This window comes from Nocardia uniformis NBRC 13702, from assembly GCF_001613345.1.
Classification (GTDB): domain Bacteria; phylum Actinomycetota; class Actinomycetes; order Mycobacteriales; family Mycobacteriaceae; genus Nocardia; species Nocardia uniformis.
In genome coordinates, this window is the sequence record NZ_BDCE01000008.1 from 34,966 (window position 1) to 61,566 (window position 26,601).

The 26,601-nt window shown below is 66.5% G+C and carries 28 protein-coding genes and 4 tRNA genes; 14 read left to right on the plus strand and 18 right to left on the minus strand.

The features are described from left to right. Positions 1-39: 39 nt before the first annotated feature. The 7 genes from NU1_RS02255 to NU1_RS02285 all read right to left on the minus strand — a co-directional run bounded on the left by NU1_RS02255 (position 40) and on the right by NU1_RS02285 (position 7,036). A complete protein-coding gene (locus NU1_RS02255) occupies positions 40-498 on the minus strand; it encodes a hypothetical protein (protein WP_067516839.1) in 459 nt (152 codons plus the stop codon). A 216-nt stretch (positions 499-714) separates the two neighbouring features. Then, positions 715-1,563 (minus strand): SDR family oxidoreductase, encoded by an 849-nt coding sequence (locus tag NU1_RS02260; RefSeq protein WP_067516968.1) that lies wholly within the window; start codon positions 1,561-1,563, stop codon positions 715-717. Between the two features lie 227 nt (positions 1,564-1,790). Continuing rightward, a complete protein-coding gene (rsgA, locus tag NU1_RS02265) occupies positions 1,791-2,891 on the minus strand; it encodes a ribosome small subunit-dependent GTPase A (RefSeq protein ID WP_245719918.1) in 1,101 nt (366 codons plus the stop codon). Positions 2,892-3,243: 352 nt separating this feature from the next. Then, on the minus strand, positions 3,244-4,164 hold the full coding sequence (glfT1, locus tag NU1_RS02270; protein ID WP_067516843.1) for a galactofuranosyltransferase GlfT1: 921 nt from the start codon (positions 4,162-4,164) through the stop codon (positions 3,244-3,246). Further along, the gene (wzt, locus tag NU1_RS02275) at positions 4,161-4,982 is read right to left on the minus strand and encodes a galactan export ABC transporter ATP-binding subunit Wzt/RfbE (RefSeq protein WP_067516845.1); all 822 of its coding nucleotides are present in this window, start codon (positions 4,980-4,982) and stop codon (positions 4,161-4,163) included. Before wzt ends, glfT1 begins: the two co-directional genes overlap by 4 nt. A 7-nt stretch (positions 4,983-4,989) precedes the next feature. Beyond that, positions 4,990-5,823 carry a galactan export ABC transporter permease subunit Wzm/RfbD gene (gene wzm / locus NU1_RS02280; protein ID WP_067516970.1) on the minus strand — a complete coding sequence of 278 codons (834 nt, stop codon included), beginning with the start codon at positions 5,821-5,823 and terminating at the stop codon, positions 4,990-4,992. A gap of 607 nt (positions 5,824-6,430) precedes the next feature. After that, positions 6,431-7,036 carry a bacterial proteasome activator family protein gene (locus NU1_RS02285; protein WP_067516847.1) on the minus strand — a complete coding sequence of 202 codons (606 nt, stop codon included), beginning with the start codon at positions 7,034-7,036 and terminating at the stop codon, positions 6,431-6,433. 108 nt (positions 7,037-7,144) lie between these two features. On the opposite strand from NU1_RS02285, the gene NU1_RS02290 reads away from it, so the two are divergent. Further along, positions 7,145-8,350 carry a cysteine desulfurase-like protein gene (locus NU1_RS02290; protein WP_067516972.1) on the plus strand — a complete coding sequence of 402 codons (1,206 nt, stop codon included), beginning with the start codon at positions 7,145-7,147 and terminating at the stop codon, positions 8,348-8,350. 297 nt (positions 8,351-8,647) lie between these two features. Here NU1_RS02290 and NU1_RS02295 read toward each other — a convergent pair whose 3' ends face one another. After that, complete coding sequence (locus NU1_RS02295; RefSeq protein ID WP_067516849.1) at positions 8,648-9,640, minus strand: NAD(P)H-quinone oxidoreductase; 993 nt, start codon at positions 9,638-9,640, stop codon at positions 8,648-8,650. Between the two features lie 123 nt (positions 9,641-9,763). On the opposite strand from NU1_RS02295, the gene NU1_RS43725 reads away from it, so the two are divergent. From NU1_RS43725 to NU1_RS02315, 5 genes are all read left to right on the plus strand, one after another. Continuing rightward, a complete protein-coding gene (locus tag NU1_RS43725) occupies positions 9,764-9,895 on the plus strand; it encodes a hypothetical protein (RefSeq protein ID WP_281221083.1) in 132 nt (43 codons plus the stop codon). A gap of 81 nt (positions 9,896-9,976) precedes the next feature. Next, positions 9,977-11,152 carry a lactate 2-monooxygenase gene (locus tag NU1_RS02300; protein ID WP_067516851.1) on the plus strand — a complete coding sequence of 392 codons (1,176 nt, stop codon included), beginning with the start codon at positions 9,977-9,979 and terminating at the stop codon, positions 11,150-11,152. Positions 11,153-11,460: 308 nt separating this feature from the next. After that, a tRNA-Ser gene (locus NU1_RS02305) sits at positions 11,461-11,548 on the plus strand. A 97-nt stretch (positions 11,549-11,645) separates the two neighbouring features. Next, a complete protein-coding gene (gene nicT / locus NU1_RS02310) occupies positions 11,646-12,677 on the plus strand; it encodes a Nickel transporter NicT (RefSeq protein ID WP_067516853.1) in 1,032 nt (343 codons plus the stop codon). A gap of 216 nt (positions 12,678-12,893) precedes the next feature. Then, positions 12,894-13,859, plus strand: a complete 966-nt coding sequence (locus NU1_RS02315; RefSeq protein WP_084520908.1) for an alpha/beta hydrolase — start codon at positions 12,894-12,896, stop codon at positions 13,857-13,859. Between the two features lie 54 nt (positions 13,860-13,913). On the opposite strand, the gene NU1_RS02320 is transcribed toward NU1_RS02315, so the two are convergent. The 3 genes from NU1_RS02320 to NU1_RS02330 form a co-directional block, all read right to left on the minus strand. Next, a tRNA-Arg gene (locus NU1_RS02320) sits at positions 13,914-13,986 on the minus strand. A gap of 36 nt (positions 13,987-14,022) precedes the next feature. After that, positions 14,023-14,112 (minus strand) — tRNA-Ser (locus NU1_RS02325). A 98-nt stretch (positions 14,113-14,210) separates the two neighbouring features. Further along, a complete protein-coding gene (locus NU1_RS02330) occupies positions 14,211-14,900 on the minus strand; it encodes a dienelactone hydrolase family protein (RefSeq protein ID WP_067516857.1) in 690 nt (229 codons plus the stop codon). 148 nt (positions 14,901-15,048) lie between these two features. On the opposite strand from NU1_RS02330, the gene hisC reads away from it, so the two are divergent. Next, on the plus strand, positions 15,049-16,128 hold the full coding sequence (gene hisC / locus NU1_RS02335; protein ID WP_067516859.1) for a histidinol-phosphate transaminase: 1,080 nt from the start codon (positions 15,049-15,051) through the stop codon (positions 16,126-16,128). A 223-nt stretch (positions 16,129-16,351) separates the two neighbouring features. Here the strand turns inward: hisC and NU1_RS02340 are convergent, their stop codons facing one another. The 4 genes from NU1_RS02340 to NU1_RS02355 form a co-directional block, all read right to left on the minus strand. Continuing rightward, the gene (locus NU1_RS02340) at positions 16,352-17,080 is read right to left on the minus strand and encodes a maleylpyruvate isomerase family mycothiol-dependent enzyme (protein WP_084520909.1); all 729 of its coding nucleotides are present in this window, start codon (positions 17,078-17,080) and stop codon (positions 16,352-16,354) included. A gap of 11 nt (positions 17,081-17,091) precedes the next feature. Then, positions 17,092-17,817, minus strand: a complete 726-nt coding sequence (locus NU1_RS02345) for a DUF998 domain-containing protein (protein WP_084520910.1) — start codon at positions 17,815-17,817, stop codon at positions 17,092-17,094. Positions 17,818-18,177: 360 nt separating this feature from the next. Further along, the gene (locus tag NU1_RS02350) at positions 18,178-18,633 is read right to left on the minus strand and encodes a very short patch repair endonuclease (RefSeq protein ID WP_067516861.1); all 456 of its coding nucleotides are present in this window, start codon (positions 18,631-18,633) and stop codon (positions 18,178-18,180) included. A 359-nt stretch (positions 18,634-18,992) separates the two neighbouring features. Then, positions 18,993-20,135, minus strand: coding sequence for a DNA cytosine methyltransferase (locus NU1_RS02355; RefSeq protein ID WP_067516863.1), 1,143 nt, complete (start codon positions 20,133-20,135; stop codon positions 18,993-18,995). A gap of 227 nt (positions 20,136-20,362) precedes the next feature. Here NU1_RS02355 and NU1_RS02360 point away from each other — a divergent pair, with 227 nt between their 5' ends. Beyond that, positions 20,363-20,941: a putative glycolipid-binding domain-containing protein gene (locus tag NU1_RS02360; protein WP_084520924.1), complete on the plus strand. Its 579-nt coding sequence runs from the start codon at positions 20,363-20,365 to the stop codon at positions 20,939-20,941. Between the two features lie 251 nt (positions 20,942-21,192). On the opposite strand, the gene NU1_RS02365 is transcribed toward NU1_RS02360, so the two are convergent. Then, entirely contained in the window at positions 21,193-22,143 is a 951-nt protein-coding gene (locus tag NU1_RS02365; protein WP_067516865.1) for a prephenate dehydrogenase, read from the minus strand. A gap of 58 nt (positions 22,144-22,201) precedes the next feature. Here NU1_RS02365 and NU1_RS02370 point away from each other — a divergent pair, with 58 nt between their 5' ends. From NU1_RS02370 to NU1_RS02380, 3 genes are all read left to right on the plus strand, one after another. After that, on the plus strand, positions 22,202-22,741 hold the full coding sequence (locus tag NU1_RS02370; protein ID WP_067516867.1) for a tRNA adenosine deaminase-associated protein: 540 nt from the start codon (positions 22,202-22,204) through the stop codon (positions 22,739-22,741). Positions 22,742-22,806: 65 nt separating this feature from the next. Next, positions 22,807-23,304 carry a nucleoside deaminase gene (locus tag NU1_RS02375; RefSeq protein ID WP_067516869.1) on the plus strand — a complete coding sequence of 166 codons (498 nt, stop codon included), beginning with the start codon at positions 22,807-22,809 and terminating at the stop codon, positions 23,302-23,304. Between the two features lie 55 nt (positions 23,305-23,359). Next, positions 23,360-23,447, plus strand: a tRNA-Ser gene (locus NU1_RS02380). Between the two features lie 68 nt (positions 23,448-23,515). On the opposite strand, the gene NU1_RS41070 is transcribed toward NU1_RS02380, so the two are convergent. Together NU1_RS41070 and NU1_RS41075 are read right to left on the minus strand one after the other, a co-directional pair. Beyond that, a complete protein-coding gene (locus tag NU1_RS41070) occupies positions 23,516-23,683 on the minus strand; it encodes a hypothetical protein (protein ID WP_157551945.1) in 168 nt (55 codons plus the stop codon). A 126-nt stretch (positions 23,684-23,809) separates the two neighbouring features. Continuing rightward, positions 23,810-24,043 carry a hypothetical protein gene (locus tag NU1_RS41075; protein ID WP_157551946.1) on the minus strand — a complete coding sequence of 78 codons (234 nt, stop codon included), beginning with the start codon at positions 24,041-24,043 and terminating at the stop codon, positions 23,810-23,812. 483 nt (positions 24,044-24,526) lie between these two features. On the opposite strand from NU1_RS41075, the gene NU1_RS02390 reads away from it, so the two are divergent. The 3 genes from NU1_RS02390 to NU1_RS02400 are packed head-to-tail and all read left to right on the plus strand — an operon-like array spanning position 24,527 to position 26,570. Continuing rightward, complete coding sequence (locus NU1_RS02390) at positions 24,527-25,072, plus strand: TetR/AcrR family transcriptional regulator (RefSeq protein WP_067516873.1); 546 nt, start codon at positions 24,527-24,529, stop codon at positions 25,070-25,072. Further along, entirely contained in the window at positions 25,072-25,800 is a 729-nt protein-coding gene (locus tag NU1_RS02395; RefSeq protein ID WP_067516875.1) for an ABC transporter ATP-binding protein, read from the plus strand. Before NU1_RS02390 ends, NU1_RS02395 begins: the two co-directional genes overlap by 1 nt. Then, positions 25,797-26,570 carry an ABC transporter permease gene (locus NU1_RS02400; RefSeq protein ID WP_084520912.1) on the plus strand — a complete coding sequence of 258 codons (774 nt, stop codon included), beginning with the start codon at positions 25,797-25,799 and terminating at the stop codon, positions 26,568-26,570. The genes NU1_RS02395 and NU1_RS02400 overlap by 4 nt, the downstream gene beginning before the upstream one ends. Positions 26,571-26,601 lie beyond the last annotated feature (31 nt).

The window sequence follows — 26,601 nt, forward strand, 5'->3', positions numbered from 1 at the left end:
CTCGGCACGAGGGGTGCCGAGCGATCGGAGGAGCCATTCTCAGCCGAAGGACCCGCTCGGCGCCGGGGCGGGCGGATTGTTATCCACCACGGCGCTCTGGTGGATGACTCCGGTCGGACGGGTGGGGACGACATCTCCGGGCTCCCAGACCGGTGGCTGGCTCTCGTACTTGCCGTCAGGCCCCAGCTTGGGCGGCTGATGCTCCCAAGAGCCCGACTCGTGCCGCGGCGAGCAGGTCGTCGACACCGTCACCCTGGCGCGGGGCGGGACGTATGTCGTGACGTCGTGCCAGGTCGTGGCCACTCCGGATCCGCCACACCCCACAGTGGATTTCACGCGGTAGGTGTCGTCGGTATCGTTGCTGCACTCGAACCCGAATTCCTCGCACGAAACACCCGGTGCGAGCTCCTGCGCGAAAGCCTGCGGCGCTGCCACTGTGACGGCACCCGCGGCCAGCGCGGCGAGACCGAATCCGGCGACAATTCGTCGCTGTCCCATATGAATCCTCTTCTCTCGAATCGAAAGTTGGTTCCCAGAAGATCTATCGGACAAATCGGATATCAGTTACACAGTGGCACACCGTGTTCCGGGTTACTGGTGGTGGAAACACCCTGCCTATACGTGGTGGCCGCACCCTCGGTCAATCAGGGAAACCCCCCATTCGGATTGCCGGCCGAATGGGGGGAATCGGGGTGTGTGCGAGGTTCTGGACTCTCAGAGGAACAGATCGGTGGTGAGCGGACCGTCGCCCGGCACCACCCGGTACTTGTCCAGGTCGGTGATCCCATGCGCGGCGAGCACTTCGTCGTCGAGGAAGAAATTGCCGGTGGTGTCCTTGGCGGGAGAGGTGAGCACCAGGTAAGCCGCATCCGCGTAGATGTCCGGAGTGCGCGAGGTGGAAATCATCTGCTCACCGCCCAGTAGATTCTTCACCGCAGCGGTGGCAATGGTGGTGCGCGGCCACAGCGAATTCACGCCGACCCCGTACTTGCGCAGTTCCTCGGCCAAACCCAGTGTGGTGAGCGACATTCCGTACTTGGCAATGGTGTAGCCCAGCGCCGTACCCGCCCATTTCGGATCCAGGTTGAGCGGCGGCGACAGCGTGAGAATATGCGGATTGCGCCCGGCCTGTGCCGAATCCTTCAGCGCCGGAATGCTCATTTTGGAGAGCAGGAAGCTGCCGCGGCAGTTGATGTCCTGCATGAGGTCGTACTTCTTCATCGACAGCGCCTCGGTCGGCGACAGGTCGATGGCGGAGGCATTGTTCACCACCATGTCGATACCGCCGAACCGTTCGACGGTCTGCCGCACCGCCTCGGCCACCGCTTCGTCGTCGCGCACATCGCCGACGAACTTCAGCGCCTGCCCACCGGCCTGCTCCAACTCCGCCGCAGCGGTGTGAATGGTGCCGGGCAGCTTCGGGTGCGGTGTATCGGTTTTGGCGATGAGGGTGATATTCGCCCCGTCCGCCGCCGCTCGCCGGGCAATCTCCAGCCCGATTCCGCGGCTACCACCCGACATGATCATGGTCTTGCCCGCTAGCGGCTTCGCAGCTTCCGTCATGGGTCCCACTCCTATTCGTCTGCCTTCGCCCCGCTACCGATCATCCGCGCGTCTGCGCGCGAAGGGGGTGAAAACCTGCCGAATCGGACACTAAGCCACAGTCGGGCGCTATGCAACTAGGTGCATAGCAACTAGTTGCATATGTCACCACGGAGCACGCCGGAATGACGGGCTCGGCTCGAGGCGATGACGGGCTTGCCCCGAGCCGAGCTCGCTGGTGCGCCTACCTAGCGCGGCCGTGACCCGCGCTCGCGGTACATGCGGCGCTGCTGTTTGGCGATTCCGCGCCACTGCCGCTCACGCTCCGCCCGCAGGCGGCTGTCACTGCGCGCCGCCATCCACTCGTTCTCACGGTGCAGCTTGCGGTAGCTGTCGAGTCGGCGCTGGGACAGTTCACCGGATTCGATCGCCGCCCGTACCGCGCATCCCGGTTCGCTCTCGTGCGCGCAATCGGCGAAACGGCAGGCGCTGGCGAAGGATTCGAGATCGCTGAAGGTGCGACCGATACCCGTGGATGCCTCCCACAGACCGACGGACCGCAGGCCGGGCGTATCGATCAGCGTTCCGCCGCCGGGCAGCGGGCGCAGTTCCCGATGCACCGTGGTGTGCCGTCCGCGCTTGTCGCCCTCGCGAACGGCATTGGTGGCGAACACTTCCGAGCCGAGCAGTGCGTTGGCGAGCGTGGACTTGCCGGCGCCGGACGGACCGATCAAGGCCACCGTGCCATCCAGCACGGCCGCGAGCACATCCATTCCGACGCCACTGGACGCGCTGGCGGCAAGTACGGTCGCACCGGGCGCGGCCACACGCACCGACTCGAGCGGAATATCCTCCGCCAGATCGGCTTTCGTCAGCACGACCACCGGCTGCGCCCCGGATTCCCAGGCCAGCGCGAGCAATCGCTCGATCCGCCCGAGATCCACATCGCCGTCGGCGGCGGTGCACACCAGCACGGTGTCCACATTCGCGGCGAGTACCTGATTCGCCGCTTTCGCATGGGAATCCGAATGCCCCGACACCGCGGCCCGCACAATGGCGGTCCGGCGCGGCAGCAGCTTGCGCACCATTCGTTCGGAGTCGATGGCTACCCAGTCACCTGTGCACAAACCGCTGATCTCGGAATCGGAGCGGGGGGTGCGTGCGCGAATGACCGCCACGTGCCCGCTCTCTCGTTCCGAGGCGGCGGGAATCAGGGTGGCGACATCACATTCGCTGCGCTCCATGCGAATGACGCGGGCGGGAATGAGCGAATTATCAAGCAGGGGAAGGTATTCGGCGGCGAGCGCCGAAGTCCAGCCGTAAGGGAAGAGAAGGTCGAGGTCGACCAGCGACATTGGAAGAGTCCTTTGTAGGGCGCTGAGCCCTTCTCAGGACTGCCCTTCTCCGGACTCAGCGCAGGAAATTCGAGGTGGATACGCGCGGGGCGACCAAGCGCCGGGGCACGACAATCCGCACTGTCGTCTTCACGTCTCCACCTCCCATCTCTCCCGAGGCGGTCGCAGCGCGACCGCAAGCCGAATGGAACGGCACCACCTTCTCAGGTCTGCTGAACCGCCGCAACTGATTTTCCGACTGCCGCCTACGAGAGGCGTACTCACCTCACGCCGGGATGACGGGGGCAGTCACTTCACGCCGGTGACGAGGGGCGCACTCACCTCGCGCCGGGTGACGAGGGCAGGCCTACGGCTGTGGCTTGTGGAACTGCTCGCGGCGGCCCAGGCGCTGCAATCGCAGCCATTCCAGCAGTCCTGCCGGATCCTTCTGCTGCACCAGGAAGAACCAGCCGAAGCGGGCTACCTCCTGCGGCAACAGCTTCCGCATACCCGGCTGCGACATCAGGTAGCCGCGATTGCGGTAGGTGAAGTAGCGCTTCACCGGATCGTCGGGGTACTGGGTGTGCATGCGCCCACCGAGGATCGGCTTGAACTCCTCGGAGCCATTGGGGTGCAGGTAGGCCGTTTGCAGGCAGGTGCCGAACGGCAGTCCGGAGCGCACCAGACGGCGGTGCACCTCCACCTCGTCCCCCCGGACGAACAACCGCAGGTCCGGAACACCGATGGTGTCCACCGCTTCCGCGGAGACCAGCGCGCCATTGAAGAGCGACGCGATACCGGGCAGGAAATCCTCATCGCCGAGTTCGGAGCGCAGGCGCCGCCACACCAGCCCCCGCCGCAGCGGGAAGGCCAGCCGGTCGGGCTCGTCGATATCGGCGACCACCGGCGATACCTCGACGAGATTGTGCTTCTTGGCGCATTCGAACAGCGTCCCGAGCACTTCCGGACCTTCGGGGCGGCCGTCGTCATCGGCCAGCCACACCCAGTCCGCGCCCATGGTCAGCGCGTGCAGAATGCCGAGTGCGAACCCGCCCGCGCCACCGAGATTGTGCTCGGAACCGACATAGGTGGTTTCGATGGGCTGGTCGCGCACCAGTTCGCCGACGTCGGCCTCATTGGCGTTGTCCACCACGATCAGATGATCGACCGGACGGGTCTGCGAGCACAGCACCTTCAGCGATTCGGCGAGCATTTCGCGGCGCTTGTGCGTGACGACCACCGCGATGATCCGGGCGCCGTCGTAGATCGGCGAGGGCTGCTCACTCATGCGGGGTTTCGCTCCATCTCACGTTCGCGTTCCAGCTCCCGCAGCACATGCGCCACGTGATCACCGGCATCCGGACCCTCGTAGGCCCGCACCACCTCTTCGATTCCGCCGTGCATGCGCACTTGACCGTGGTCGATCCACATCGCGGAATCGCAGAGCTGCGCCAGGAATTCATTCGAATGACTGGCGAATACCAGGATGCCCGAACGAGATACAAGTTCTTGGAGGCGCACCCGCGCCTTCTTCATGAATTCCGCGTCGACCGCGCCGATACCCTCGTCCAGCAGCAGGATTTCGGGGTCGATGGAGGTGACCACACCCATGGCCAGCCGCACCCGCATACCGGTGGAGTAGGTGCGCAGTGGCATCTCCAAATAGTCACCCAGCTCGGTGAATTCGGCGATCTCATCGATTTTGGCGAGCATCTGCTTGCGGGTCTGCCCGAGGAACAGGCCGCGGATGATGATGTTCTCGTAGCCGGAGATCTCCGGATCCATGCCGACACCGAGGTCGAACACCGGCGCGACGCGACCGCGGATGCGCGCGGTGCCGCGACTCGGTTCGTAGATCCCCGAAAGTAGCCGCAGCAGTGTCGATTTGCCCGCGCCATTGTGGCCGACGAGGCCGACCTTATCGCCCTCCCTGAGCGATAGCGTGATATCGCGCAGCGCCTCGACCACGACCACATCGGACTGATTGCGTCCGATCGCGCCGCCCGCCTTGCCCAGAAACGCCTTTTTCAGCGATCGCGACTTGGCGTCGAAGATCGGAAACTCCACCCACGCGTTCTGGGTTTCGATACTCACATGGTCGGTCATATCGCCTTCACACCCAGTACGGGACGCGGGAACGGTATTGCTTCATAGCCAGTATGGCCACTATCCAGCCCACCACGGTGATGGCCAGGACGATCACCCAGCTGCGCAGGACGATCGGCTCGCCCAGCAGGGGCGCGCGCACGATCTCCAGGTAGTGGTAGGTCGGCACCAGTTCGACCAGCTTGGCCCGGTCGCTCACGGTCCCGCCCTGATCGTGCAGTGCCTTCGTGGTCCACATCACCGGAGTCAGCACGAACAGCATGAGCGTCATGCTGCCCAGAATCGGCGCGATATCGCGGTAGCGGGTGCTGAATATGCCGAAGAAGATGGTCACCCACATGGCATTGAGGAAGAGCAGCAGGATGGCCGGAACCGCGAGGAATACCGTCCAGTTCAGGTCCTTCCACACGCTGAAGGCCAATAGCATCACCACGTAGATGGCCAGGTTGTGGGCGAAGAACAGGAATTGCCGCCACACCAGGCGATACACATGCACGCTCAGCGCCGACGGCAGCTGTTTGATCAGCCCCTCATTGGCGACGAAGACATCGGAGCCCTCGAGGATGCTCGCCGAGATAATGCCCCAGACGATCAGGCCGACCGTCACATACGGCAGATACTCGTGCAGCGGCTGATTGAACAGCGTCGAGTACAGGACGCCCATGGCCACGGCCTGCAAGCCGGTGGCAATGGTGATCCAGAACGGACCGAGCACCGAACGCCGGTAGCGCTGCTTGATGTCCTGCCAGCCGAGGGAAAGCCACAGCTCACGCTGCGAGAATCCCTGCCGGAAGTCTTTGAAAGCGCGTTGGAACGACTGGGAATCCGACACTAGCGCCACCGGCGCGTCATCTGCGCGCGCCTCGGTGGTCGCCTCGGTGGTCGCCGAGTCGGTAGGGGCAGCTGCTGGCACAGCACCCGACTGTAGCTTCCCCGCCTCCCCGAGTCTTTAGCGCCCGGCTGAGAGCCGTCGACCGTCGTGCACGCGTGCTCACGGTCGTGTGCCGAGCCGATTTCGGGTGCACTCCCCCGCCTCCCTGAGACTTCGGCGCGCGGCTGAATGCCGTTGAGCGTCGTGCATGCGTGCCTGCGGTTGAAAGCCGAGCCGATTTCGGGCGTACCCCTGGAGTTACCTCGACCGTTGCGAAATCAGTCGACACGTCCCATCCGTCCTCATACTCGCAGTCTTCGAGGCCTATAGAGGTATTCGCCGCCATCGGGGCGTGCTGGAGTGCATCCTCTCGACATCGGGGCGTGCTGGAGTGCACCCCTCGTCATTCCGGAATGCTTTTGTCCGGAATCCACCGATGATGAGTTCGGGCACCCCGGTTTGTGGATCCCGGCCAACAGCACGCCGGGATGACGGGTGCGGTCCGGGATGACAGGGGTGCCGTCCAGTCGGTAGGCAGGGGGCAAGCCCTATGCCGGAATTGCGAAGTGTCGCAGTCTCAGAGGTATTGCCCGCCGCCGGTGGCTCCACCGTGCTGGCCACCCTGGCGCGGGTCGAGGGAGGTGCCGGGTGGGAGTTGGCGCATTTGCTCGAGTTGGGCGCGGGCCGCCATCTGCTGGGCGAACAGTGCGGTCTGGATGCCGTGGAACAGACCCTCCAGCCAACCGACCAGCTGCGCCTGCGCGATGCGCAGTTCCGCATCGGAGGGGATGGTTTCGTCACTGAACGGCAGCGCGAGGCGCTCGAGTTCTTCGCGCAGGTCCGGAGCCAGACCCTGTTCGAGTTCCCGGATGGAGGTGCGGTGGATCTCGACCAGTCGCGAGCGGCTGGCATCGTCGAGCGGAGCGTGGCGGACCTCTTCGAGGAGCTGCTTGATCATGGTGCCGATGCGCATAACCTTCGCGGGCTGCTCGACCATATCGGCCAGCGACTCTTCCTTTTCGCCTGAATCGTCGGAATCGTCGGGATTGTCGTCGCCCAGCACCTGACCGGTGAGCTCTTCATCGCCCGATGAACCCACTTGCGCGGCCGCCGGAATGATCAAAGGTCGGCCCTCGGGTCCTATCACAACGATGGAATCCGGTGTCCGGTCCGATTGCGTCATGATCCCTATCCTGCCGTCTCCCGCCGGATCGCGCTAAGGCACCCGCCGCGTGGCAGAACAGACCAACACGGTTACACACGCTTGGCAACTGCCTTTAGAGTGGCCTGCATGACTTACGACGTCGCAAGGGTGCGGGGCCTCATACCGTCCCTGGGCGACGGCTGGAGCCACTTCGACCCGCAAGCTGGCATGTTGGTACCCGATTCGGTATCGCGGGCCGTATCAACAGGTTTCCGGACCTCCGCCTTCAATCACACCAATCGGCACGGCGCGGCCAAGCGCAGCGCCGCCATTCTCGAGGCCGCCCGGGAGGCGGTCGCGGATCTGGTGGGCGGTGATCCGGCGGGAGTGGTGCTGGGTCCGGATCGAGCGGTGCTGCTGGCGTGGTTGGCCGAGTCGCTGAGTTCCCGGCTGGGTCTGGGTACCGGGATCGTGCTGTCGCGTCTGGACGACGAGGCCAATGTCGCGCCGTGGCTGCGGATCGCGAATCGCTATGGCGCACATGTGCGCTGGGCGGAAGTGGAAATCGAGACCTGCGAAATGCCCGCCTGGCAGTTCGAGGAGTTGATCGGCCCCACCGCCCGGCTCGTCGCCTTGACCGCGGCGTCCCCGATCGTTGGTTCGGCGCCGTCGGTGCGGGTGGCCGCGGACCGGGTGCACGAGGTCGGCGGGCTACTCGTCGCGGATTGCTTCGGCGCGGCCCCGTACGCGCTCATCGATATCGACGAACTCAATGCCGATGTGGTCGCCTTGAGCGCACCCGCCTGGGGCGGACCGCAGATCGGCGCGCTGGTCTTCCGCGATCCGGCGTTCCTGGATCGCATTCCGTCCATGTCGCTCAACCCGTATGCGAAAGGCGCGGAACGCCTGGAGGTCGGGCACCACCAGTACGCACTGCTGGCGGGTCTCACCACCTCCATCGACTACCTCGCCAGCCTCGACGAACGCGCCACCGGCACCCGGCGCGAACGCCTGGAAATGTCGATCACCTCCCTGCAGGACTACCACGACCAGCTCTTCGAGCACCTCATGGAAACCCTCGACACCATCCCGAACCTCACCGTGATCGGCCGCGCCTCCACCCGCATCCCCACGGTGTCCTTCACCATCGCGGGCATGCAGGCCGAAAAGGTCTCGGCGAAGCTGGCCGACGCCCGCATCGGCACCCTCTCCGGATCCCACGGCGGCAGCCGCCTCCTCGACGCCCTCGGCGTCAATGACGAAGGCGGCGCGGTAACCATCGGCCTCGCCCCGTACACAACCAAGTTCGAGATCGACCAGCTGGGCCGCGCCCTCACCACAATCGACAGTTAGGGGAGGCCCAACTCTCGGGGCTCTCAGGGGCTTTGCCCCCGAACCCCACGGGGCAGGTTGTCGGGTGTGCCGGACTTCCGACGAGGGCTGGGTATCGCTGACCTCGAGAATCCGGCGCGACCACCGGGGGTTGGGGAGGCCCAACTCTCGGGGCTCTCAGCGGCTTCGCCCCCGAACCTCGAAGGGCGTAGCCGTCGGGCCGCGCCTCCCGAAGCCATGAAGGTCAAGTGCGGCAGTCCTGCCGCGCAGGCTGCGGCGGCAGAGTCGTCGGCCGTGCCGGACCTCAACCCACGAGGGCTAGCTGCCGCGGACCTCGAGGATCACCTTGCCGACGGTTTCGGAGGAGTCCAGGAGGCGGTGAGCCTCGGCCGCGTTCGTTATCGGTAGTTCCGCGTGGACTATCGGGGCTACGGTGCCGTCGGCGATGAGGGGCCAGAGGCGGCGCTGGAGTTCGGTAATGATCTCCGCCTTGGAGCCGCGGCCGGTGGTGGGGCGGCGGCGCAGGTTGGTGGCGTGGATGGTGCCGCGTTTGGCCAGTAGTGCGGCCAGATTCAATTCGGCGCGGATTCCGCCCTGCATACCGATCACCACGAGTCGGCCGTCCTCAGCGAGGGCGTCGACATTGCGGGTGAGATAGGACGCGCCCATATTGTCGAAAATGATGTCCGCACCGGAACTTTCGGCTCGCAGCGCCTCCACGAAATCCTGCTCGCGGTAATTGATCAGAATGCTCGCGCCCAATTCCGCGCAGCGCTCCAGTTTCGCCGCCGACCCGGCGGTCACCGCCACCCGAGCCCCCAGCTGTACCGCCACCTGAATGGCATGGGTGCCGATCCCGCTACCGCCCCCGTGAATCAGTAACAGCTGCCCGGCATGGAGTCCGGCGGTCATCACCAGATTCGACCAGACCGTCGCCGCCACCTCCGGGAGTGCCGCTGCCACAGCCAAATCCAATCCCTCCGGGACCGGTAGAACCTGGGTGGCGGGGACCACTACCCGCTCGGCATAGCCGCCGCCCGACAGCAGCGCACACACCCGATCCCCGGGTTTCCGATCCCGCACCCCGGCACCGACGTCCGCGATCACCCCGGAGCATTCCAGCCCCAGGACCTCGCTGGCCCCGGGCGGCGGCGGATACATCCCCTGCCGCTGTAGCAGATCCGCGCGGTTGACCCCCGCGGCCACCACGTCGATCAGCACCTCGCCCGGTCCGGGCGCGGGCAGGTCGGGAACCTCGGCCCACTTCATGACCTCGGGGGCACCGAATCCATCCAGAGTTACCGCATACATGTCAGCGAGCGTACGACGCCCACGAATCCGGGCACCGGGGAAATGAGTTCCCGCACCCCCGCCACGACTACCGAGCCGTGATTCCCAAGCGGAGCTGTGGTTGTGCACAGCATCCTGTCAGCTTTGGTGATCAAGCTGGAGGGCATGACACTCATGGCAGCACTGGTCGTATTCACACTCCTGCTGGCAATGGCCGTATCGGCTCCGTTGGCCGGTACCTCCTCGCGCGCACTGGTGCGGGTGCGCCGCCGTTGATCTTGTGGCGGCGGACCTGGGATTTCGCAATGTTTTCCGACGGCGGCCCGTGGTGTGGTTCAAACCGCTAGCGTTCCGAGAATGAGCAGTTTCGTCGATTTCCAGAACGAGATCTATCTGCAGGGCCTCGCCGGTTCCGTCCCCGCGCTACCGATGACCGCGGCCGGACTCGAAGCACGCGCCCGCGAAGTACTGGAACCGGCGGCCTACGCATATGTGGCGGGCAGCGCGTCGGCGGAACGCACCGCCGCCGCCAATCTCGCCGCCTTCGAGAAATACCGACTGCTACCGCGCATGCTGCGCGGCACCTCGGGCCCCGACGCTCGCGACCTGTCGGTGGAGGTGCTCGGCACCCGCCTCGCCGCACCGGTACTGACCGCGCCGATCGGCGTCCTCGGCCTCTTGCACGAGCGCGGCGAGACGGTGGTCGCCGACGTGACCCGGGAACTCGGCATCGGCATGGTGCTGTCCACCGCCGCGTCCTCCACCATCGAGGAGGCGGGCGCGCAGGCGGGTGACTGGTGGTACCAGCTGTACTGGCCCAACGATATGGAATTGGCCCGCTCCTTCGTGGAACGTGCCGAAAAGTCCGGAGCCAAGGCCATTGTCGTCACCGTCGACACCCCGTCACTGGGTTGGCGGCCCCGCGATCTGGAATTCGGGCACCTGCCATTCCTTCACGGCAAGGGCATTGCCAACTATCTGTCCGATCCGGTGTTCCGCGCCAAACTCGCCACCCCGCCCGAGGAGAGCGAGGACGCCATGCGGATGGCTGTCCTGACCTGGGCTGGTCTATTCGGCAATCACGGCCTGCGCGCCGCCGATATCGGCAAACTGCGGGAGTGGACCGAACTGCCGATCGCGGTGAAGGGCGTACTGCACCCCGACGATGCCCGCCAGTGTGTCGCCGCCGGAGCCGATGCGGTGATCGTCAGCAATCACGGCGGCCGTCAGGTGGACGGCTCGGTCGCCGCCCTCGACGCCCTGCCCACCATTGTCGCCACCGTCGGCGACCGCGCCGATGTGCTGTTCGACTCCGGCGTCCGCACCGGTTCCGACATCATGATCGCGCTGTCCCTCGGGGCCAAGGCGGTGCTCTACGGCCGCCCCTGGGCCTACGGCCTCGGTATCGCGGGCCGGGACGGCGTACGCCACGCCCTGCGCACACTGCTCGCGGATTTCGATGCGGCCATGGGACTTTCGGGCTGCTCCAACGTCGCCGACCTGTCCCGCGCCTTCATCTCCACCTTCCGCTGACACCACGCGCGCAGCCACCGGACTCGCCCGCACCGGCTGAACCCGAAAACAGCGTTCCCGGCCGACTCTGCATGGCGGGCCGCTACCGAGCTCGAATACGTACTGTCGCCCACCCTCTCGTCATTCCGGCATGCTTTTGGCCGGAATCCACCTCTGATCAGTTGAGGATCCCGGCCAACGCAACGCCGGACGACGGGGCCGGCGACATCGTACGGAGCACCTCGGTAACGTCTTCGACCTGGTGAACCACGCCCCGGCACAGCACTCCGACTGGGTCCGTCGCGGCCATCGGTTACGATCGTTCCCCTGGAAGCGTGGCAGAGCGGCCGAATGCACTCGCCTTGAAAGCGAGCGTCGTGAGAACGACCGGGGGTTCAAATCCCTCCGCTTCCGCCATCTGACGTAGCGGCGGACACCGGTTTTCGAGCCGGTGTCCGTCTCTCGTCGGGACCAGCGGTCAACAGTGAGGTTTTTCGTGCGCGGCGTAGTCGGAATGGTTGTTTCGGTGCTGGCGTTGCACATCCTCGGGTGGGGCACCCTGCTGTTCGTCGTGGTGCCCGGGCACCACGCGGTGCAGGGTGCGGTCTTCGGCGTCGGGCTCGGCCTGACCGCGTACATGCTGGGCATGCGGCACGCCTTCGATGCCGACCACATCGCCGCCATCGACAACACCACGCGCAAACTCGTCGCCGAGAACGGCCGCGATAAGACCCACACCGTCGGATTCTGGTTCGCGCTCGGCCACTCCAGCGTCGTCTTCGTCATGGTGGCGCTGCTCGCCCTCGGCGTGCGGGCGCTGGCGCCGAAGCTGGCGGATGAGGATTCCGCGCTGCAGCAGTGGGCCGGTATCTGGGGTACCAGCGTCTCCGGCACCTTCCTCATTGCCATCGGTCTGCTCAATCTCGCGTCCCTGATCGGTATTTGGCGGGTTTTCCGGCGGATGCGCGGCGGCGAGCTCGACGAAGCCCAACTGGAGCGCGAGCTCGACAACCGCGGCCTCCTCAACCGGGTCCTGCGGCCGGTCATGCGGCTGGTGCGCAAGCCGTGGCATATGTACCCGGTGGGCGTGCTGTTCGGTTTCGGCTTCGACACCGTCACCGAGATCGGCCTGCTGGTGATCGCCGGTGGCGCGGCCGCGACCGGACTGCCCTGGTACGCGATTCTCGTTCTGCCCGTGCTGTTCTCGGCCGGTATGGCGCTGTTCGACGCGCTCGACGGTTCCTTTATGAGCTACGCCTACGACTGGGCGTTCGCCCGGCCGGTCCGCAAGATCTACTACAACCTGGTCATTACCGGCCTGTCGGTGGCGGTGGCGCTGCTCATCGGCGGCCAGGAGATCATCTCCATATTCGTCGAAAAACTCGACCTCACTACCGGATTCGTGGCCTGGATCGGCAATCTGGACCTCGGCGACCTGGGCTTCATCATTGTCGGCCTATTCGTGATCACCTGGGCGATCGCGGTCGCGGTGTGGCGGTTCACGGGTGTGGAGCGCCGCTGGGAAAGCAGCCTCGTCGCCGACTGAGTCGTGAACGGCGGTGCCGGGCGTCCGCGTCCGCGCCGAACACCGATCGGTCGGGTTGTGTGGGGTTTCACCGCGCGCCGTCGGCCTGGTCGCCAGCTCCGAGCGTGATCGTCTGGCAGGATATTCGACGTGGTCAGACGCCCGCGGCGTCGCCTCGTCGGCGCCTTAGCCAGCGCCGCACTGATACTCGGTGCGGCGGCACTCGCCCCTCCCACTATGGCCGAACCGCCCGTGAATTCCGGTTCCGCCGAGAGCAATCCGCCGCTCGCGCCCCCGATCGTCCCCACCACGGGACCGGCCGCCATCGAACGCGTCGAACCGATCAACGACCGCTTCTCGACGGTATTCGTGCAATCGCCGGCCATGGGCCGCACCGTGCCCGTCCAGGTGCTGCTGCCCGCCCACCCCAACGGCCCCCGGCCCACCGTCTACATGCTCGACGGTCGCAGCGCCGCCGACCATGTCAACAACTGGACCGCGGAGGGCGGCGCGCTCGAATTCTTCGCCGATAAGAACGTGAACGTGGTCTTCACCCTCGGCGGACCGGCCAGCTACTACACCGACTGGCAGCGCACCGACCCCCTGCTCGGCCACAACCGCTGGGAAACCTTCCTCACCCGGGAACTCCCACCCCTCATCGACGCCCGCTTCGACGGCAACGGCCGCAATGGCATTCAGGGCGTCTCCATGGGCGCTGAGGCCGCCATGATGCTGGCGGTCCGCAATCGGGGCCTCTACTCCGCCATAGCGGCCCACAGCGGCTGCTACGCAATAAGTTCCGAGTACGGCCAAGCGCAGGCGCGCACGGTGGTCAGCACCTACGGCGGCGACCCCGACAATATGTTCGGCGAAGAGGGCGATCCGCAGTGGGCCGCCCACGATGTCTACATGCACGCGGATGCCCTGCGCGGCACCAGAATCTACCTCTCCGCGGGCCTGGGCCTCCCCGGTCTGCACGACCTCCCCACCAATCACGAGGCCGCCGCCAACACCGTTCTCTTCGGCGGCCCCCTGGAAGCCGGCGCCTACGCCTGCACCCTCCAGTTCATCGATCGCCTCAGCCAGGTGGGCATCCCCGCCACCATCAACCTCCGCCCCACCGGCACCCACTCCTGGCCGTACTGGGCCGACGAACTCCCACGGGCCTGGCCCACCCTGGCCGCCGGACTCGGCATCGACTGACCGCTCCCACACGAACGAAACAGCCCCGCATCGTATGATGCGGGGCTGTTGCTGTGCGCCCGAAGGGATTCGAACCCCTAACCTCTTGATCCGTAGTCAAGTGCTCTATCCGTTGAGCTACGGGCGCAGGATTATTCATTTGTAGCCCCCGGCGAACCGGGGTTGGCGGAGGCGAGAGGATTTGAACCTCCGGTCCCCGTGAAGGGACAACTCATTAGCAGTGAGTCCCATTCGGCCGCTCTGGCACGCCTCCTGGTTGCCTTCTTTCGAGGGCGCCGGTCCTTTCGAACCGCCGGGGCAAAAGATTACACACCGCGCGACCAACAAGCAAAACGGCTGGTCACGGGCGCGTTAGCGAAGGTGGCTGTCGAACCAGTCGAAGATTCTGGTCTGCGCGTCGATCACCGAATCGTCGTCGATCGTTGCCGGATCGAAACCGGGGTGATCGGGGCGGTGATGCAAACCCGGATAGGTGACGACGAGGGTTGCCACCGCGGCGCAGGCGGCGGCATCGCGCAACCGCTCGATCTGTTCGACCGGGGTGATCGGATCGTCCGCGCCGTAGAGGCCGAGCCACGGCGCTTGCAGTTTGGGTGCGGCGTGGACCAGGGCGTCGGCCCGCGGGGTGAGCGGGTCGTCGATACCGGGGGCCGCGATACTCACGGCCGCACCGATTGCCCGATTCGTCGCCACCAGCAGGGCGGCGGTCCCGGCCGAGTCGAAACCGAGCACACCGACGCAGTCGGGGAAGACCCCGCGCTGGGTCAGCCATTCGAAACAGGCGTCGAAGTCGGCGAAAAGGTCCGCGCCGAACACCTTCTCGGGGGAGGACCCGTTATCGCGATGGAACAGGTCCGGTGCCACGACCGTCCAGCCGTCGGCGGCCAGGGACCGCATCAACTCCAGCAATGGGTCGGTGAATTCGCGTGATTCGTGTAGCACCACGATGCCGCCTCGCGCGTGATCATCTGGTTCGATCACGGTGAGGGGCACCCCGGCGGTGTCGTGAACAGGGGCTAGATCTCGGTAAACGCCCGACATAAAGCCAGAGTAGTGAAGCTAGGTAAAGTTCCGGATAAATCATGCGCGCGAGTAGATAATCCGCAGATTTTTCGGTGCCGGTCGGTTTCCGGGCAACCCTGGCGACACCACCGAGCATCCGCATCGGCGTCCCACATAGGGTGGAGAGGTGAGCGCGTACATTCGCCCGGACCTCGACGCCATCCCGGCCTACATCGCCGGTCGCAGCCTGCCCGGCGTGGTGAAACTGGCCAGTAATGAGACCACCTTCCCGCCGCTGCCGTCCGTTGCCAAGGCCATTGCCGAGGCCGCCGAATCGGTCAACCGGTACCCCGATATCACCGCGAGTGAATTGCGCGCCGCCATTGCCGAATTCCACGGCGTCGAGATCGAGAACGTGGCGGCGGGCTGCGGCAGTGTCGCGCTGTGCCAGGAGATCGTGCAGATCACCTGCGGCCAGCCCACCGACGAGGTGCTGTTCGCATGGCGCTCGTTCGAGGCGTACCCGATCGTCACCCGCGTCGCCGGAGCCCACGCCGTCCAGGTGCCGCTCGACAGCGAATTCGCGCACGACCTCGACGCACTCGCCGCCGCCATCACCCCGAATACGCGAGTGGTGTTCGTCTGCAACCCGAACAACCCGACCGGCACCGCGCACGGCCGCGCCGAGATCACCCGCTTCCTCGACACCGTCCCCGAGAATGTGCTGATCGTGCTGGACGAGGCGTACTACGAGTACCTGCGCTTCCCGGCCGACGAACACCCCAATGGTGTGGAACTGGGCCGCAACCGCCCGAATGTGCTTGTGCTGCGCACCTTCTCGAAGGCCTACGGCCTCGCGGGCCTGCGCGTCGGCTACGCCATCGGCGACCCGGCCGTCATTACCGCCCTCATGAAGGTCCGTATCCCCTTCAGCCTCAACCGCCTGGCCCAGACCGCCGCCATTGCCTCCCTCCAGGCCCGCCATGAGCTCCTGGAACGTACGAATGCCGTTGTCGCCGAACGCGACCGCATGCGCGCGGCACTCGAGGCCGTCGGCTACCGGGTCGCCGACAGCCACGCCAACTTCCTCTGGCTTCCTCTCGGTGACCGCAGCGCCGAATACGGCGAAGCCAGCGCCGATGCCGGAGTTCTCATCCGGCCCTACGGCACCGACGGCGTCCGCATCACCGCGGGTGACCCGCATGAGAACGACCTGTTCCTGCGTTTTGCCACTGATCGGGCGACCGTGGGCCGTTTTCTGGGGTGAGGGCGGACCCGGCCTGACCGTGCACTTTTCGCCCGCTGCGGCGCGAATGCCGCGGATTCGGTCGGGAAGTGCACGATTTGGCCGAGGTCGAGGGCTCGCACGCCCCGGAATGACGAGCATGGGTCCGTCGGCCTCGGGAGGCCGGTTTCAACACCCTCACAAGGGGTGTCCAGTACAGCTCGAGTCAACCGCGCCACGCCGGAATCGTTGCGGGACAGAGGTTTCACTTCCAGGCTGAGAGCTCCGGCAGCTCCCCCGTGAGGTCCGACCCGTCGGAGCGGCCGATGAGCCAGGTGGCCAAGGCGGCGGTGGTGCCGGAAATCGTTGTGGTGGAGGCGGATCCGATGGTGGCGGTGAAGTCGGTATCGGTGGCCGTCACGGTGTAGCCCGGGGCATCGAGGTCGGCGGTGCGAATGCGGTCGGCCACCGACTCCGACAGCAGCCGGTTTGCGAATGCGGCCGGCCAGTCGGCGGGGGAGTAGTCGAGGGCCAGGTCCACATGGTGGACCTCCACCTCCAGCAGGCGCATCCACAGGATGCGGGTGGCGGGGATTTCCACGCCCTGCCGGTTGCGCACCGAGGTGGCCCAGCGTTCCTCCGGCATCACTCGGGCCAGGTCCAGCCAGCGGTCGGCGGAGGCGCGGAGGTCTTCGAGTTGATCGCGGAGCGGGCGGGGAGCCCCCGCCTCGATATCGGCCTCACGCAGGTACATGCTCGCGTACTGCGGGGTTTCGATCCCGGTGCGCGCCCACAGCAGCAGATTGACCAGGCTGTCGGCATTGCGGGACAGATGCGCGAGGACGTGGCCTCGGGTCCAGCCGGGCAGCAGCGACGGCTCCACGAGACCGGCGTCGCGCAGGGCGGTGACGGTATCGAGCAGGCGATCGGTCGCGGTGGCGACAGTGTCGAGCTGGGTGTGGATTTCGGTGAATTCCGGTGCGTCGCTGGTCACAAGAGCCGACCCTACCGATGGCCCAAGTTACTCGCCGGGTCGTTCGTCCGTCCCGCCCGCTCGGCGACCGCGACCTGCACGCCCAGCGCCACCAGCCACAGCGACATGGCAGTCACCTGAATGCGCTGCGCGATGCCGAGACCGTAATCGCCGGACAGATTGTCGGCGATCAGCATCCACGCCGTCACCACCGAACCGATGATGAGTATCCACAGCCCGCTGTGCCGCAGGATCGGCCAGCGCCGGTACTTGAATGCCGCCACCGTGAACGCCATCATGGCGATGAAAATCGAGAACACCGCCAACGAGCTGGTCAGCGCGTGCAACTGGTGTAGCTGCGGAAACAATCCGGAATCGGTGGCCGACTCCGGCTGCAACGGAGCCTGGGCATCCGCGATGGTCGCCGCCCCGAAGCAGGCCAGGGCAACCCACCCGACAGTGGAATACCGCCGCCGCGCGAACAGCAGCAGCCCCCCGATTCCGGCCACCACCAGCAGCGCCCCCGACACGGTGTCACCCGTGGTGAATACCCACCCGTACGGCGCACCGGGCTCGTCCAGCTGACTCAGAAAGGAATTGGTCGGATCGATTTCCAACGGCAGCACGAACTCCAACAGCCACGACGAGTAGCAGATCCCGGCAACCACGATCAGGACCGCGACCGCCCCCCGGAGAATGCGGCGATATCGCGATGCGGCCACCTGGTTCGCGACCCGCTCGTGCTCCGATGGCGTCATTGCCGTACTCGCTTTCGCCGCTGTCCCGCTCGCTCTCCTTGCCGAAAATCGCGACATCGGGCCGATCGCAGTCGCGACACGTGGCTCGCCGACGGCCACTGCCTCAGAGATATGGGCAGAACTGGTCGGGTGGTTGCCGCTGCCATTGTCGCCCATGCGCCGTGCCCCGCCCACGCACCGCGCGGGAGCTGTTCGCGCTGAGCCTGGTGCCGAAGTACCGCATGTTGGATGGCGAACCGTCTCATTCCGGCGTGCTTCTCGGCCGGTCACCCTGTGTGGCACGCACTTTCGGGTCTGGATTCCGGCCACAAGCACGCCGGAAGGGCGAGGGAGTTCGGTGTAGAACTTCTGACCAGGCGCTCAGGCCCGCCCCAACGCTTTCAGTACAAGGTCCGCGGCCACCTCGGCACTCTCGTGCTCCCAGACCCGCACCACGGTCCACCCCTCGGCTACCAGCCGCGCGTCGGTATCCCGATCCCGCGCCACATTCCCCGCCAACTTCTCCGCCCACCACTGCGCATTGTTCTTGGGATCAGTGGCATGTACCGGGCACCGATGCCAGAAACACCCATCCACATACACCGCCACCCTGCGCCTCGGAAAAACGATGTCCGCGCGCCGCCGCTGCCCTTTCAGTGGCGCCCGATCCACGAAGAACCGCGCTCCCCGCCGATGCAACTCCCGCCGCAGCGCCACCTCCGGTTTGGTCCCCACCCGCCGCTGTCGCGCCATTCGCGCACTCGTCGCGGCGTCCGTCCCCGGCCGCCCGGTTGCCCGCCGATCCACCACCTCGCCGGTCCGATCGCCTCGACCCATACGCCCTCCCGTCTCGCCACACCATCCTCCGCGCGGACGCCACCGTCCGCAGGGATTACCTGCTGCCGAGACCCGAGGGCGACCCGTTCGCTGGAATTTCCAGCGCCTCCTCGCCGAGGAGACATCCGGTGATCAACCTCGCGGGAGGCCCATCCTGCGTCTCGAATCCCCATTCAGCGTTGTCTACCGATGTTGAAGGTGTGGTGTCGGTGTACGCCCCGTCACCCCGGCATGCCAAAGACACGCCGGAATGACGATGTGGCCAAGCGGCATCGCGACAACACTCTCAGTAGCACCCCGCAGCAGATGCCCGGTGAATTCGGTGGCCGATCGCGTACTTGCCGATCGGCGGGCAACCGTCAGGCGGCTTCGCCGCGCCAGCCGCCCATACGGTCGAGGTGGTTTTCGACATCCTCGAGGAATCCCGGCGGAAAGCGGAGGGTGCCCATGCGGGTGCGGCGGAGGAAGCCGGCGGTGGCGCGGGCGGAGAGGAGTCGGGAGTCGTCGAGGAACCAGCGCAGGTCCTCGTACGGGGTGTGGACGGGCCAGGTGGATACCGGAACCCGGTGGACGACACCGGCATGACCCCAGGCGGCGGTGGGCCAGCGGTGGCCGGGATCCAGGGGGTCCCCGGGGATGGCCTCGGCGGCGGGGGCGGCGAGTTGATCGCCCACCCAGGACGCCATGCGGACGGCCACCGCATTGCCGACGAGCTTCCAGCGGTGGCCTTTTCGCACACCGGGGACGTCGAGGGCCGGGGTGGTCCAGTCGCGGTCGAAGCCCTGTAGGCGTTCCACATCGGTGATGCCGGGGGTGACGATTTCGCCGGAGGGCAGGCGGATGGCGGGTGGGCTCGCAATGCCGAGGGCCGAGCCGCCTTTCAATGTCGGCACCGCGTTCACCGCCCAGCCGAGGCCGCGGGTGCCCTCGGTCCAGTAGAACCCGCAGGGATCGTGGTCGGGGTCGCCGACGACGCGTTCCCCGGCATCGCTGCCGAACAGCACCGGGCGGGGGTCCTCGGTGCGCGAGGCCAGCATCAGCACCCGTTCGCGGCGCTGCGGCAATCCGAAGGCCCGCGCATCCACCACCCGGTATGCCCACAGGTAGCCGAGCTCCTCCAGCGCGGTGGTGATGTGCCGCATGGCCGCCCCGCCACCGAGTTGCAGCATGAACGGCACGTTCTCCATCAACAGCCAGCGCGGGCCGCGTTTTCGTCGCACCAGCCGGAACACCTCGTCCACCAAACCCGAACGCGCACCGGTGATTCCGGCGGTCCGCCCGGCCTGCGACAGGTCCTGGCAGGGGAATCCGGCCGCCACCAGCTCGGTGCCCGACGGCAGCGACCGCAGCCGTTTCACGTCGGAATGCACTGGCACGTCCGGAAAATGCGCACGCAGCACGGCTTGGGCGCCGACGTCGATTTCGCACAGCAGCTCACTGCGCCAACCGTGCGCGGCGAGCCCGAGTTCCAGTCCGCCGATACCGGCGAACAGACCCACCATCCGCGCGCCCGCCACAGCTTTCCTTCCCCTCGAGTCCGATGTGCCGGTCAGAACGTTACTCGAGTCGTGGCGACCCGAGGTGATCACCGCCCAGACCGGGGACCGCCCCGGCCGGACCCGCTCGAGAACTCGCCGTCGGAACTCGAATTCGGGTGCCGTGTGTTCGCCGGAGTGAAACATCGCCGACGTACGGTAGAGACGTGACGACCGACAACGGCAGCGAGGATATGAAACCGGCGGGCGCACGGTGGCCCTCGATCCTCACCTGGCGCGCACCCAACGGCTCCCGCATGGAGTCGGTACGGGTGGTGCTCAATGGCAATCGGATTCGCGCGGCGGGCCGCATCATCGCCGGCGCGACCGAGGAGCACCCGGCCTTCAGCGCCTCCTACGATCTGTCCACCGATGAGAACGGCGTCACCAAGCGACTGTCCCTGCGCAGCACCATCGCCGCCGGGGAGCGGCACGCCTCCATCGCCCGCGATGAGGAGAACTACTGGCTCATCGACGCGGGCACCACGCATGTGCGCTCCACCTTCGGCGGCGCCCTCGATGTGGATGTGGTGCTGAGCCCCTTCTTCAATACGCTGCCGATTCGCCGCTACGGTCTCGCCCACGCCTCCGAGGACATTCAGGTCCCGGTCGTCTACGTCCGCCTCCCCGACCTCCTGGTCCAGGAGGCCAGCGTCACCTACAGCAGCGGCGCGGACGGTATCCACGTCCTGTCCCCGGTCTCCAGCGCCACGGTCACCGTCGATGCCGACGGGTTCCTGCTCGACTATCCGGACCTGGCCGAACGCATCTGAGGCGAGCAGGTCCGTGGATCCGAACGGAACGCACCGACACCGCGCCGTCGACACCGGGCCATCGACGTTCGTCATTCCGGCGTGCTTTTGGCCGGAATCCACCCGCGCCCGCATCGACACCCGTGGATCCCGGCCAAAAACACGCCGGGATGACGGATGGGCGCAGGTTGGGATGACGGGTCTGCCGCTACCGGGGGCGCTGTGTCGGTCCGGCCCGGGCGGCCTCCGCAGCCGCGCTGTCGATCGAGGTCTCAGTCCAGCGACTCGATTACGCCGCCCCGTCGACCGGCCTCGGCCAACTTCGCCAACCATTCCTGATCGCCCGGCCGGAGATCGGTAATGGCCCACCGCCGGAAGGTGTCGTAGTCATTGCGCCCGTCGTGACCGGCCTCGGTCAGCTGGGCGATGGAATCGGTGTCGCGCAGGCTGTCTCGGGCCGCGGTCAGAATGCGCAGGGCATCGTCGAGGACCTCGCCCAGCGCCTCGGCATTGGGTTCGCAGATGGCGCGGACCAATTCGGGGGCGGTGGCGGCGACGCGGGTGCCGTCGCGGAAGGATCCAGCCGCCAGACCCAGGGCCAGTGCACCGCCGCCCGCACCGGTGATGGCGAGGGCCTCGGCCAGAATGTGCGGCAGATGCGAGATGCGCGCGACCGCCCGATCGTGTTCGGCCGACCGCACCGGCACCACCACGGCCCCGCAGTCCAGTGCCAGTCGCGCCACCTGCGTCCACGTCTCGGCGTGCACTCCCGGATCCACACTCACTGCCCACGCCGCACCCTTGAACAGGTCGGGAGTGGTTGCCGCCCATCCCGACTCACTGGTTCCGGCCATGGGGTGCCCGCCCACGAACCGGTCGCCCAGCTCATGCCGGTGCACCGTCTCGGCGACGGGGGCTTTCACGCTGACCACATCGGTGAGCGCGCACCGCGGCGCGAACGTGCGAACATCGGACAGGATCGCGTCGAGAGCGGGCATGGGCACGCCGACCACGATCAACGCGTCGGCGTCCGCGGCCCGCCCCAGCACGGCCGCGATGTCGCTGCGTACATCGAAGCCGTCGTCGCGGGCCGCCCGCGCGCCCGCCTCCGACCGGTTGAATCCCCACACCTCGTACCCGGCAGCCGCGGCGGCGCGCAGTATCGAACCGCCGATCAAGCCCGTTCCGAGGACACAGACAGCTGGTTTCCGATGGCCCGTCATCGCACCAGATTCGCATACGACTTCAACATTTCCCCCGAAGCGGACTACCGTTGCGCGCATGGCAGCACAACGCTCGAGCACGAGGGCGGCGTCGGACGATTACGACGACGACGTAGAAGGGTTCGCAGTGGCGGTTGTCCGCGAAGAGGCCACCTGGAAGGTCACTCCTTTAACTCAGGATGCTCTCACCAGTTTGGCCGCCGCGGAGCGAGAACTGCGCGAGCTGCGAAGTTCCGGCGCGGTCTTCGGGCTGCTCGATATCGATGACGAGTTCTTCATCGTATTGCGGCCCGCGCCGACCGGCAGCCGCATGCTGCTGTCGGACGCCACCGCCGCCATCGACTACGACATCGCCGCCGAGGTGCTGGAGAAGCTGAACGTCGACGTCCCGGATATCGATCCGGACGAACTCGACGATATCGAGCCCTGGGAGGAAGGCGACCTCGGTGTCCTCGCCGACCTCGGCCTCCCCGAACCGGTCCTCTCCGTCATCATCGCCGAAACCGATCTCTACCCCGACGAGCAGCTCGGCATGATCGCGCAGCGCCTCGGCTTCGCCAATGAGTTCTCGGCGGTGCTCGACAAGCTCCCGCGCTGAGCTGTGCGCGGCCGGCCCGGTCAGTACGGCATCGGTGGTCCCCACCCTCGGGTAGGCAGCCGCCGATGACCGACCCCACCCACAATTCCTGGTCGGGCGGCGCTCCGCTGCTGTCCGACGAGGCGATGATCCGCGCCGCCCTCGAGGCGGCCACCGCCGCTGACCCCCGCGATGTACCCGTCGGCGCGGTCGTCTTCGACCCCGAAGGCCGGGAACTGGCCCGCGCCGCCAATGCCCGCGAAGCCCTCGGCGACCCCACCGCCCACGCCGAAGTCCTGGCCCTGCGCGCCGCCGCCCAGGTAGTAGGCGACGGCTGGCGCCTGGAGAACTGCACCCTCGCAGTAACCCTCGAACCCTGCACCATGTGCGCGGGCGCCCTGATCCTCTCCCGAATAGGCCGCCTGGTCTTCGGCGCCTGGGAACCCAAAACCGGCGCCGTCGGCTCCCTCTGGGACGTAGTCCGCGACCGCCGCCTCAACCACCGCCCCGAAGTCCGAGCCGGTGTCCTCGAAAAAGACTGCGCAGCCGTACTGGAATCCTTCTTCCACACCCAGCGCCCATAACGCCCGGTCGAAACCGATTTCAGAATTCGCACCACCGTCCGGTAAAGTCACCGGCGGTGGCGTGTCCGAGCGGCCTAAGGAGCACGCCTCGAAAGCGTGTGAGGGGTAACCCCCCTCCGAGGGTTCAAATCCCTCCGCCACCGCTTATGCCCCTCACCTGTTTCGGCAGGTGAGGGGCTTTTTTGCTGCCCGCAGAAGGTCCTTGGCAGGGTCAGTTGCCGTAGCGGGCAGCCTCTGTGGAGGTATCCAGCTCGGGTGTCCAGCTCGCGGCAGACGATTCGACTGGTTTCTCCTTGATCCACTCGCGCGGCTCGGTCGGCAGGTGCCGCCAGCGCGCCCGCGGATCGGATCCCTGACTCGGTGATTGTTGTGTGGTCATCCGGACGGCTCCCTCCTGCTTCCTTTCGCAACGAGCCCCGCTAGAACTCGCCGACAAACAACGGATATCGGTGGTGGTGATGGAGTGCTTCCTGCGCCGCAGCTCAGCTCACAGCCACAGCCTGGATCAATCCACGATCCAGAGCGCGGTCCATCCACCGTTCCGGCCGAAGTCCTGGCAGTCGTACTGATAGCCATCGACGGCGGCTCGGTCCAGAGTCCAGCTGAGGCACTCCCAGCCCGACGAAAAACCGGAGTGGACGGGGATCTTGGTCTCGGCCGTGGCGACCGCCCCGACTCCCGCTGGGACACCGAGCAGCACAGCCGCCAAAATTCCCAGTATCTTCAACTTCGTAAGCATCGATTCCTCCATACGATGTCGTGCTGACGTCGCTCCCCCCGCGCCGGCGCCGAACACATGAAGCGAGTGATCCGCCCATGCGTGAGGACCCCGGACAGCAGATAAGTCTTTGCCCAGCACGTGTCTGATTCTCTCGGCTGTCCGCTCCCTTGCCAGGAGCCGAACTGCCAGACCCAGTGAAGTCGCCAACGCTGTCTCGGTGAAGTAGATCAGGTCGCCGAACACCCTGAATGCGCTGCTCTCCACCATGATTCGGGTTTTCCGGACCGGACAACAGCCCGCAGGGGAGAGGTCAGGGCCGACCAGTGCAACACGGTTCTCGACACCCGATACGCCCCCTGTCCTGCCGATCATGTTTGACCGCACCGGCGTCGAGATCCGACCGCTCCGCGCCTTCCATCCCGCCCGGCGGACAGGGCAGGGAACCTGCTAATATGTTAGTCACTAACATAGCGCCGATCGTGGAGTCGCGACGGAGGGTCGGTGGGTAAACGTGAACGGACGCATGCTCTCCTGCAGGAGTGCGCGCTGGACCTGTTCGAGCGGCAGGGGTACGAGCAGACCACGGTGGCGCAGATCGCGGCGGCTGCGGGCGTGACGGAGATGACGTTCTTCCGTCATTTCCCGGTCAAGCATCAGGCGTTGTTCGATGACCCGTACGACCCGATGATGGCGGCCGCGGTGGCCGCACAGCCGCGTGAGCTCAGCGCGCTGGCGCGGACCGTGCAGGGTGTCGGCCAGATCGCGGCACGGCTCCCCGAGGTAGAACACGACCTGATGCGTCGACGGATACGGCTCATCGCCCGGACGCCGGCGCTGCGCGGCGCGATGTGGCGCAGCACCGCCGAAACCGAGCGGCTCATCGCCGACCAGCTTGTCGCCGACGGCGCTGATCCCCTCCAGGCCGGCGTCGTTGCCGCCGCAGTGCTCGCCGGGCTGACCTCGGCGCTGTTGTCGTGGGCCGATCAGGAACGCGCGACGCTCGCGGAGACGATCACGGCAGCGCTGGCTGCGTTGGAGGGTTCCTGATGAGTGGAATACGCCTGAGTGGATCAGGGCTGACGCGGGAGTTCGACAGCGGCGTGGGGGTGCACGGTATCGGCCTCGATGTGCAGGCCGGACAGGTGCATGCGCTGGTCGGACTCAACGGCGCGGGCAAGACCACACTGCTGCGTCTGCTGCTGGGAATGCTGCGACCCGACGCGGGTACCGTGCGCATCGACGGCCACGACCTACCGCACCTCGATGCGGCCGGGTGGGCCAGGGTCGGGCATCTTGTCGGTCCGCCGCTGGCGTACCCGGAGCTGACCGTCCGCGCGAACTTGTCCGTGGCGGCCCGCCTGCACGGTGTGCCCTCCCCGCGCATCGACCGGATGGTCGCAGCAGCCCTGTCCGAGTTCGACCTCGACCGCTACGCCGATGTCCGCGCGAGGGTGCTCTCCGAGGGCAATCGTCGCCGCGTCGGGCTGGCCGGCGCGCTGCAGCACAACCCGGACGTGATCGTGCTGGACGAACCGACCAGCACACTGGACCCGGCAGGGGTGATCCTGCTCCGGGAACGGCTGCTGCGCGAGGCTGATCGCGGTGCGGGGATCCTGGTCTCCAGCCACCACCTCGATGAAGTCGCGCGCATCGCCGAACGCATTACCGTGGTCAACCACGGCCGCCTGATCGGCACTCTCGACCCCCACGGGACCGATATCGAACGGGCCTTCTTCGCTCTCGTTCACAACGACGATACGGAGAGAACCCGATGAGCAACCAGCCGTCGCTGCTGGCAGCGGCCACCGTGGTCGAGGCCCGCAAGATCACCGCATCGCGGGTCGTTCACGCTGCCACGATCCTGCTCATCGCGGGCGTTGCTCTGCTCGCGAGCACGCTCCACTTGGCTGCCGGCGCCGGCAACGAGCAAATCCTCGCTCAGCTCGGCCCCTACGCCGAAACGGATGGTTGGGAACGCCTGCTCGGCATCACTGCCCAGATCGTAGCCATCGGCTGCCTGCTCGGCTTCGGGACCGTCGTCAGCTGGTCGGTCGGCCGGGAATTCACGGACGGAACTATCAGTGGGCTGTTCGCCCTGCCCGTGCCACGACCATTCATCGCCGCGGCCAAGCTGATGGTGTTCGCGGTGTGGACGGTGCTGGTGGCGGTGCTGCTCGTCGCGTCGGTCGTCGTTCTCGGAGTGATTACCGGGGCCGGATCGATCGGTTGGCAGACGGCCGGGGGGTTGGCGCGATTGTTCGTCCTGGTGATCCTGACCGGACTGCTGTCCTACCCCGCCGCCTGGGCGGCAACCCTGGGACGCAACCTGTTGCCCGGCATCGCCACCGCGATCGGTATCGGGGTGCTCGCCCAAGTCGCGGTCGTCGCCGGGACCGGAGCATGGTTGCCGGTCGCCGCTCCAGCACTGTGGGCTTCGATGCCGCAGGCGGTCTCGCTTACCCAGCTCGCACTGGTTGCCGTGATCCCGGTCGTCTTCGGCGCGCTCACGCTCAGCACGTGGGCACGCCTGCAACTCGACCGATGATCGTGACGAGATCAACCGTAAGTTACGACCA

What these genes read in the sequence shown, in the direction of transcription:
- NU1_RS02255 (WP_067516839.1), bottom strand. Translation starts at nt 498, where the DNA reads ATGGGACAGCGACGAATTGTCGCCGGATTCGGTCTCGCCGCGCTGGCC.
- NU1_RS02260 (WP_067516968.1), bottom strand. Translation starts at nt 1,563, where the DNA reads ATGACGGAAGCTGCGAAGCCGCTAGCGGGCAAGACCATGATCATGTCG.
- glfT1 (WP_067516843.1), bottom strand. Translation starts at nt 4,164, where the DNA reads ATGAGTGAGCAGCCCTCGCCGATCTACGACGGCGCCCGGATCATCGCG.
- wzt (WP_067516845.1), bottom strand. Translation starts at nt 4,982, where the DNA reads ATGACCGACCATGTGAGTATCGAAACCCAGAACGCGTGGGTGGAGTTT.
- NU1_RS02285 (WP_067516847.1), bottom strand. Translation starts at nt 7,036, where the DNA reads ATGACGCAATCGGACCGGACACCGGATTCCATCGTTGTGATAGGACCC.
- NU1_RS02290 (WP_067516972.1), top strand. Translation starts at nt 7,145, where the DNA reads ATGACTTACGACGTCGCAAGGGTGCGGGGCCTCATACCGTCCCTGGGC.
- NU1_RS02295 (WP_067516849.1), bottom strand. Translation starts at nt 9,640, where the DNA reads ATGTATGCGGTAACTCTGGATGGATTCGGTGCCCCCGAGGTCATGAAG.
- NU1_RS02300 (WP_067516851.1), top strand. Translation starts at nt 9,977, where the DNA reads ATGAGCAGTTTCGTCGATTTCCAGAACGAGATCTATCTGCAGGGCCTC.
- nicT (WP_067516853.1), top strand. Translation starts at nt 11,646, where the DNA reads ATGGTTGTTTCGGTGCTGGCGTTGCACATCCTCGGGTGGGGCACCCTG.
- NU1_RS02315 (WP_084520908.1), top strand. Translation starts at nt 12,894, where the DNA reads ATGGCCGAACCGCCCGTGAATTCCGGTTCCGCCGAGAGCAATCCGCCG.
- NU1_RS02330 (WP_067516857.1), bottom strand. Translation starts at nt 14,900, where the DNA reads ATGTCGGGCGTTTACCGAGATCTAGCCCCTGTTCACGACACCGCCGGG.
- NU1_RS02345 (WP_084520910.1), bottom strand. Translation starts at nt 17,817, where the DNA reads ATGACGCCATCGGAGCACGAGCGGGTCGCGAACCAGGTGGCCGCATCG.
- NU1_RS02350 (WP_067516861.1), bottom strand. Translation starts at nt 18,633, where the DNA reads ATGGGTCGAGGCGATCGGACCGGCGAGGTGGTGGATCGGCGGGCAACC.
- NU1_RS02355 (WP_067516863.1), bottom strand. Translation starts at nt 20,135, where the DNA reads ATGGTGGGTCTGTTCGCCGGTATCGGCGGACTGGAACTCGGGCTCGCC.
- NU1_RS02360 (WP_084520924.1), top strand. Translation starts at nt 20,363, where the DNA reads ATGAAACCGGCGGGCGCACGGTGGCCCTCGATCCTCACCTGGCGCGCA.
- NU1_RS02365 (WP_067516865.1), bottom strand. Translation starts at nt 22,143, where the DNA reads ATGACGGGCCATCGGAAACCAGCTGTCTGTGTCCTCGGAACGGGCTTG.
- NU1_RS02370 (WP_067516867.1), top strand. Translation starts at nt 22,202, where the DNA reads ATGGCAGCACAACGCTCGAGCACGAGGGCGGCGTCGGACGATTACGAC.
- NU1_RS02375 (WP_067516869.1), top strand. Translation starts at nt 22,807, where the DNA reads ATGACCGACCCCACCCACAATTCCTGGTCGGGCGGCGCTCCGCTGCTG.
- NU1_RS41070 (WP_157551945.1), bottom strand. Translation starts at nt 23,683, where the DNA reads ATGACCACACAACAATCACCGAGTCAGGGATCCGATCCGCGGGCGCGC.
- NU1_RS41075 (WP_157551946.1), bottom strand. Translation starts at nt 24,043, where the DNA reads ATGCTTACGAAGTTGAAGATACTGGGAATTTTGGCGGCTGTGCTGCTC.
- NU1_RS02395 (WP_067516875.1), top strand. Translation starts at nt 25,072, where the DNA reads ATGAGTGGAATACGCCTGAGTGGATCAGGGCTGACGCGGGAGTTCGAC.
- NU1_RS02400 (WP_084520912.1), top strand. Translation starts at nt 25,797, where the DNA reads ATGAGCAACCAGCCGTCGCTGCTGGCAGCGGCCACCGTGGTCGAGGCC.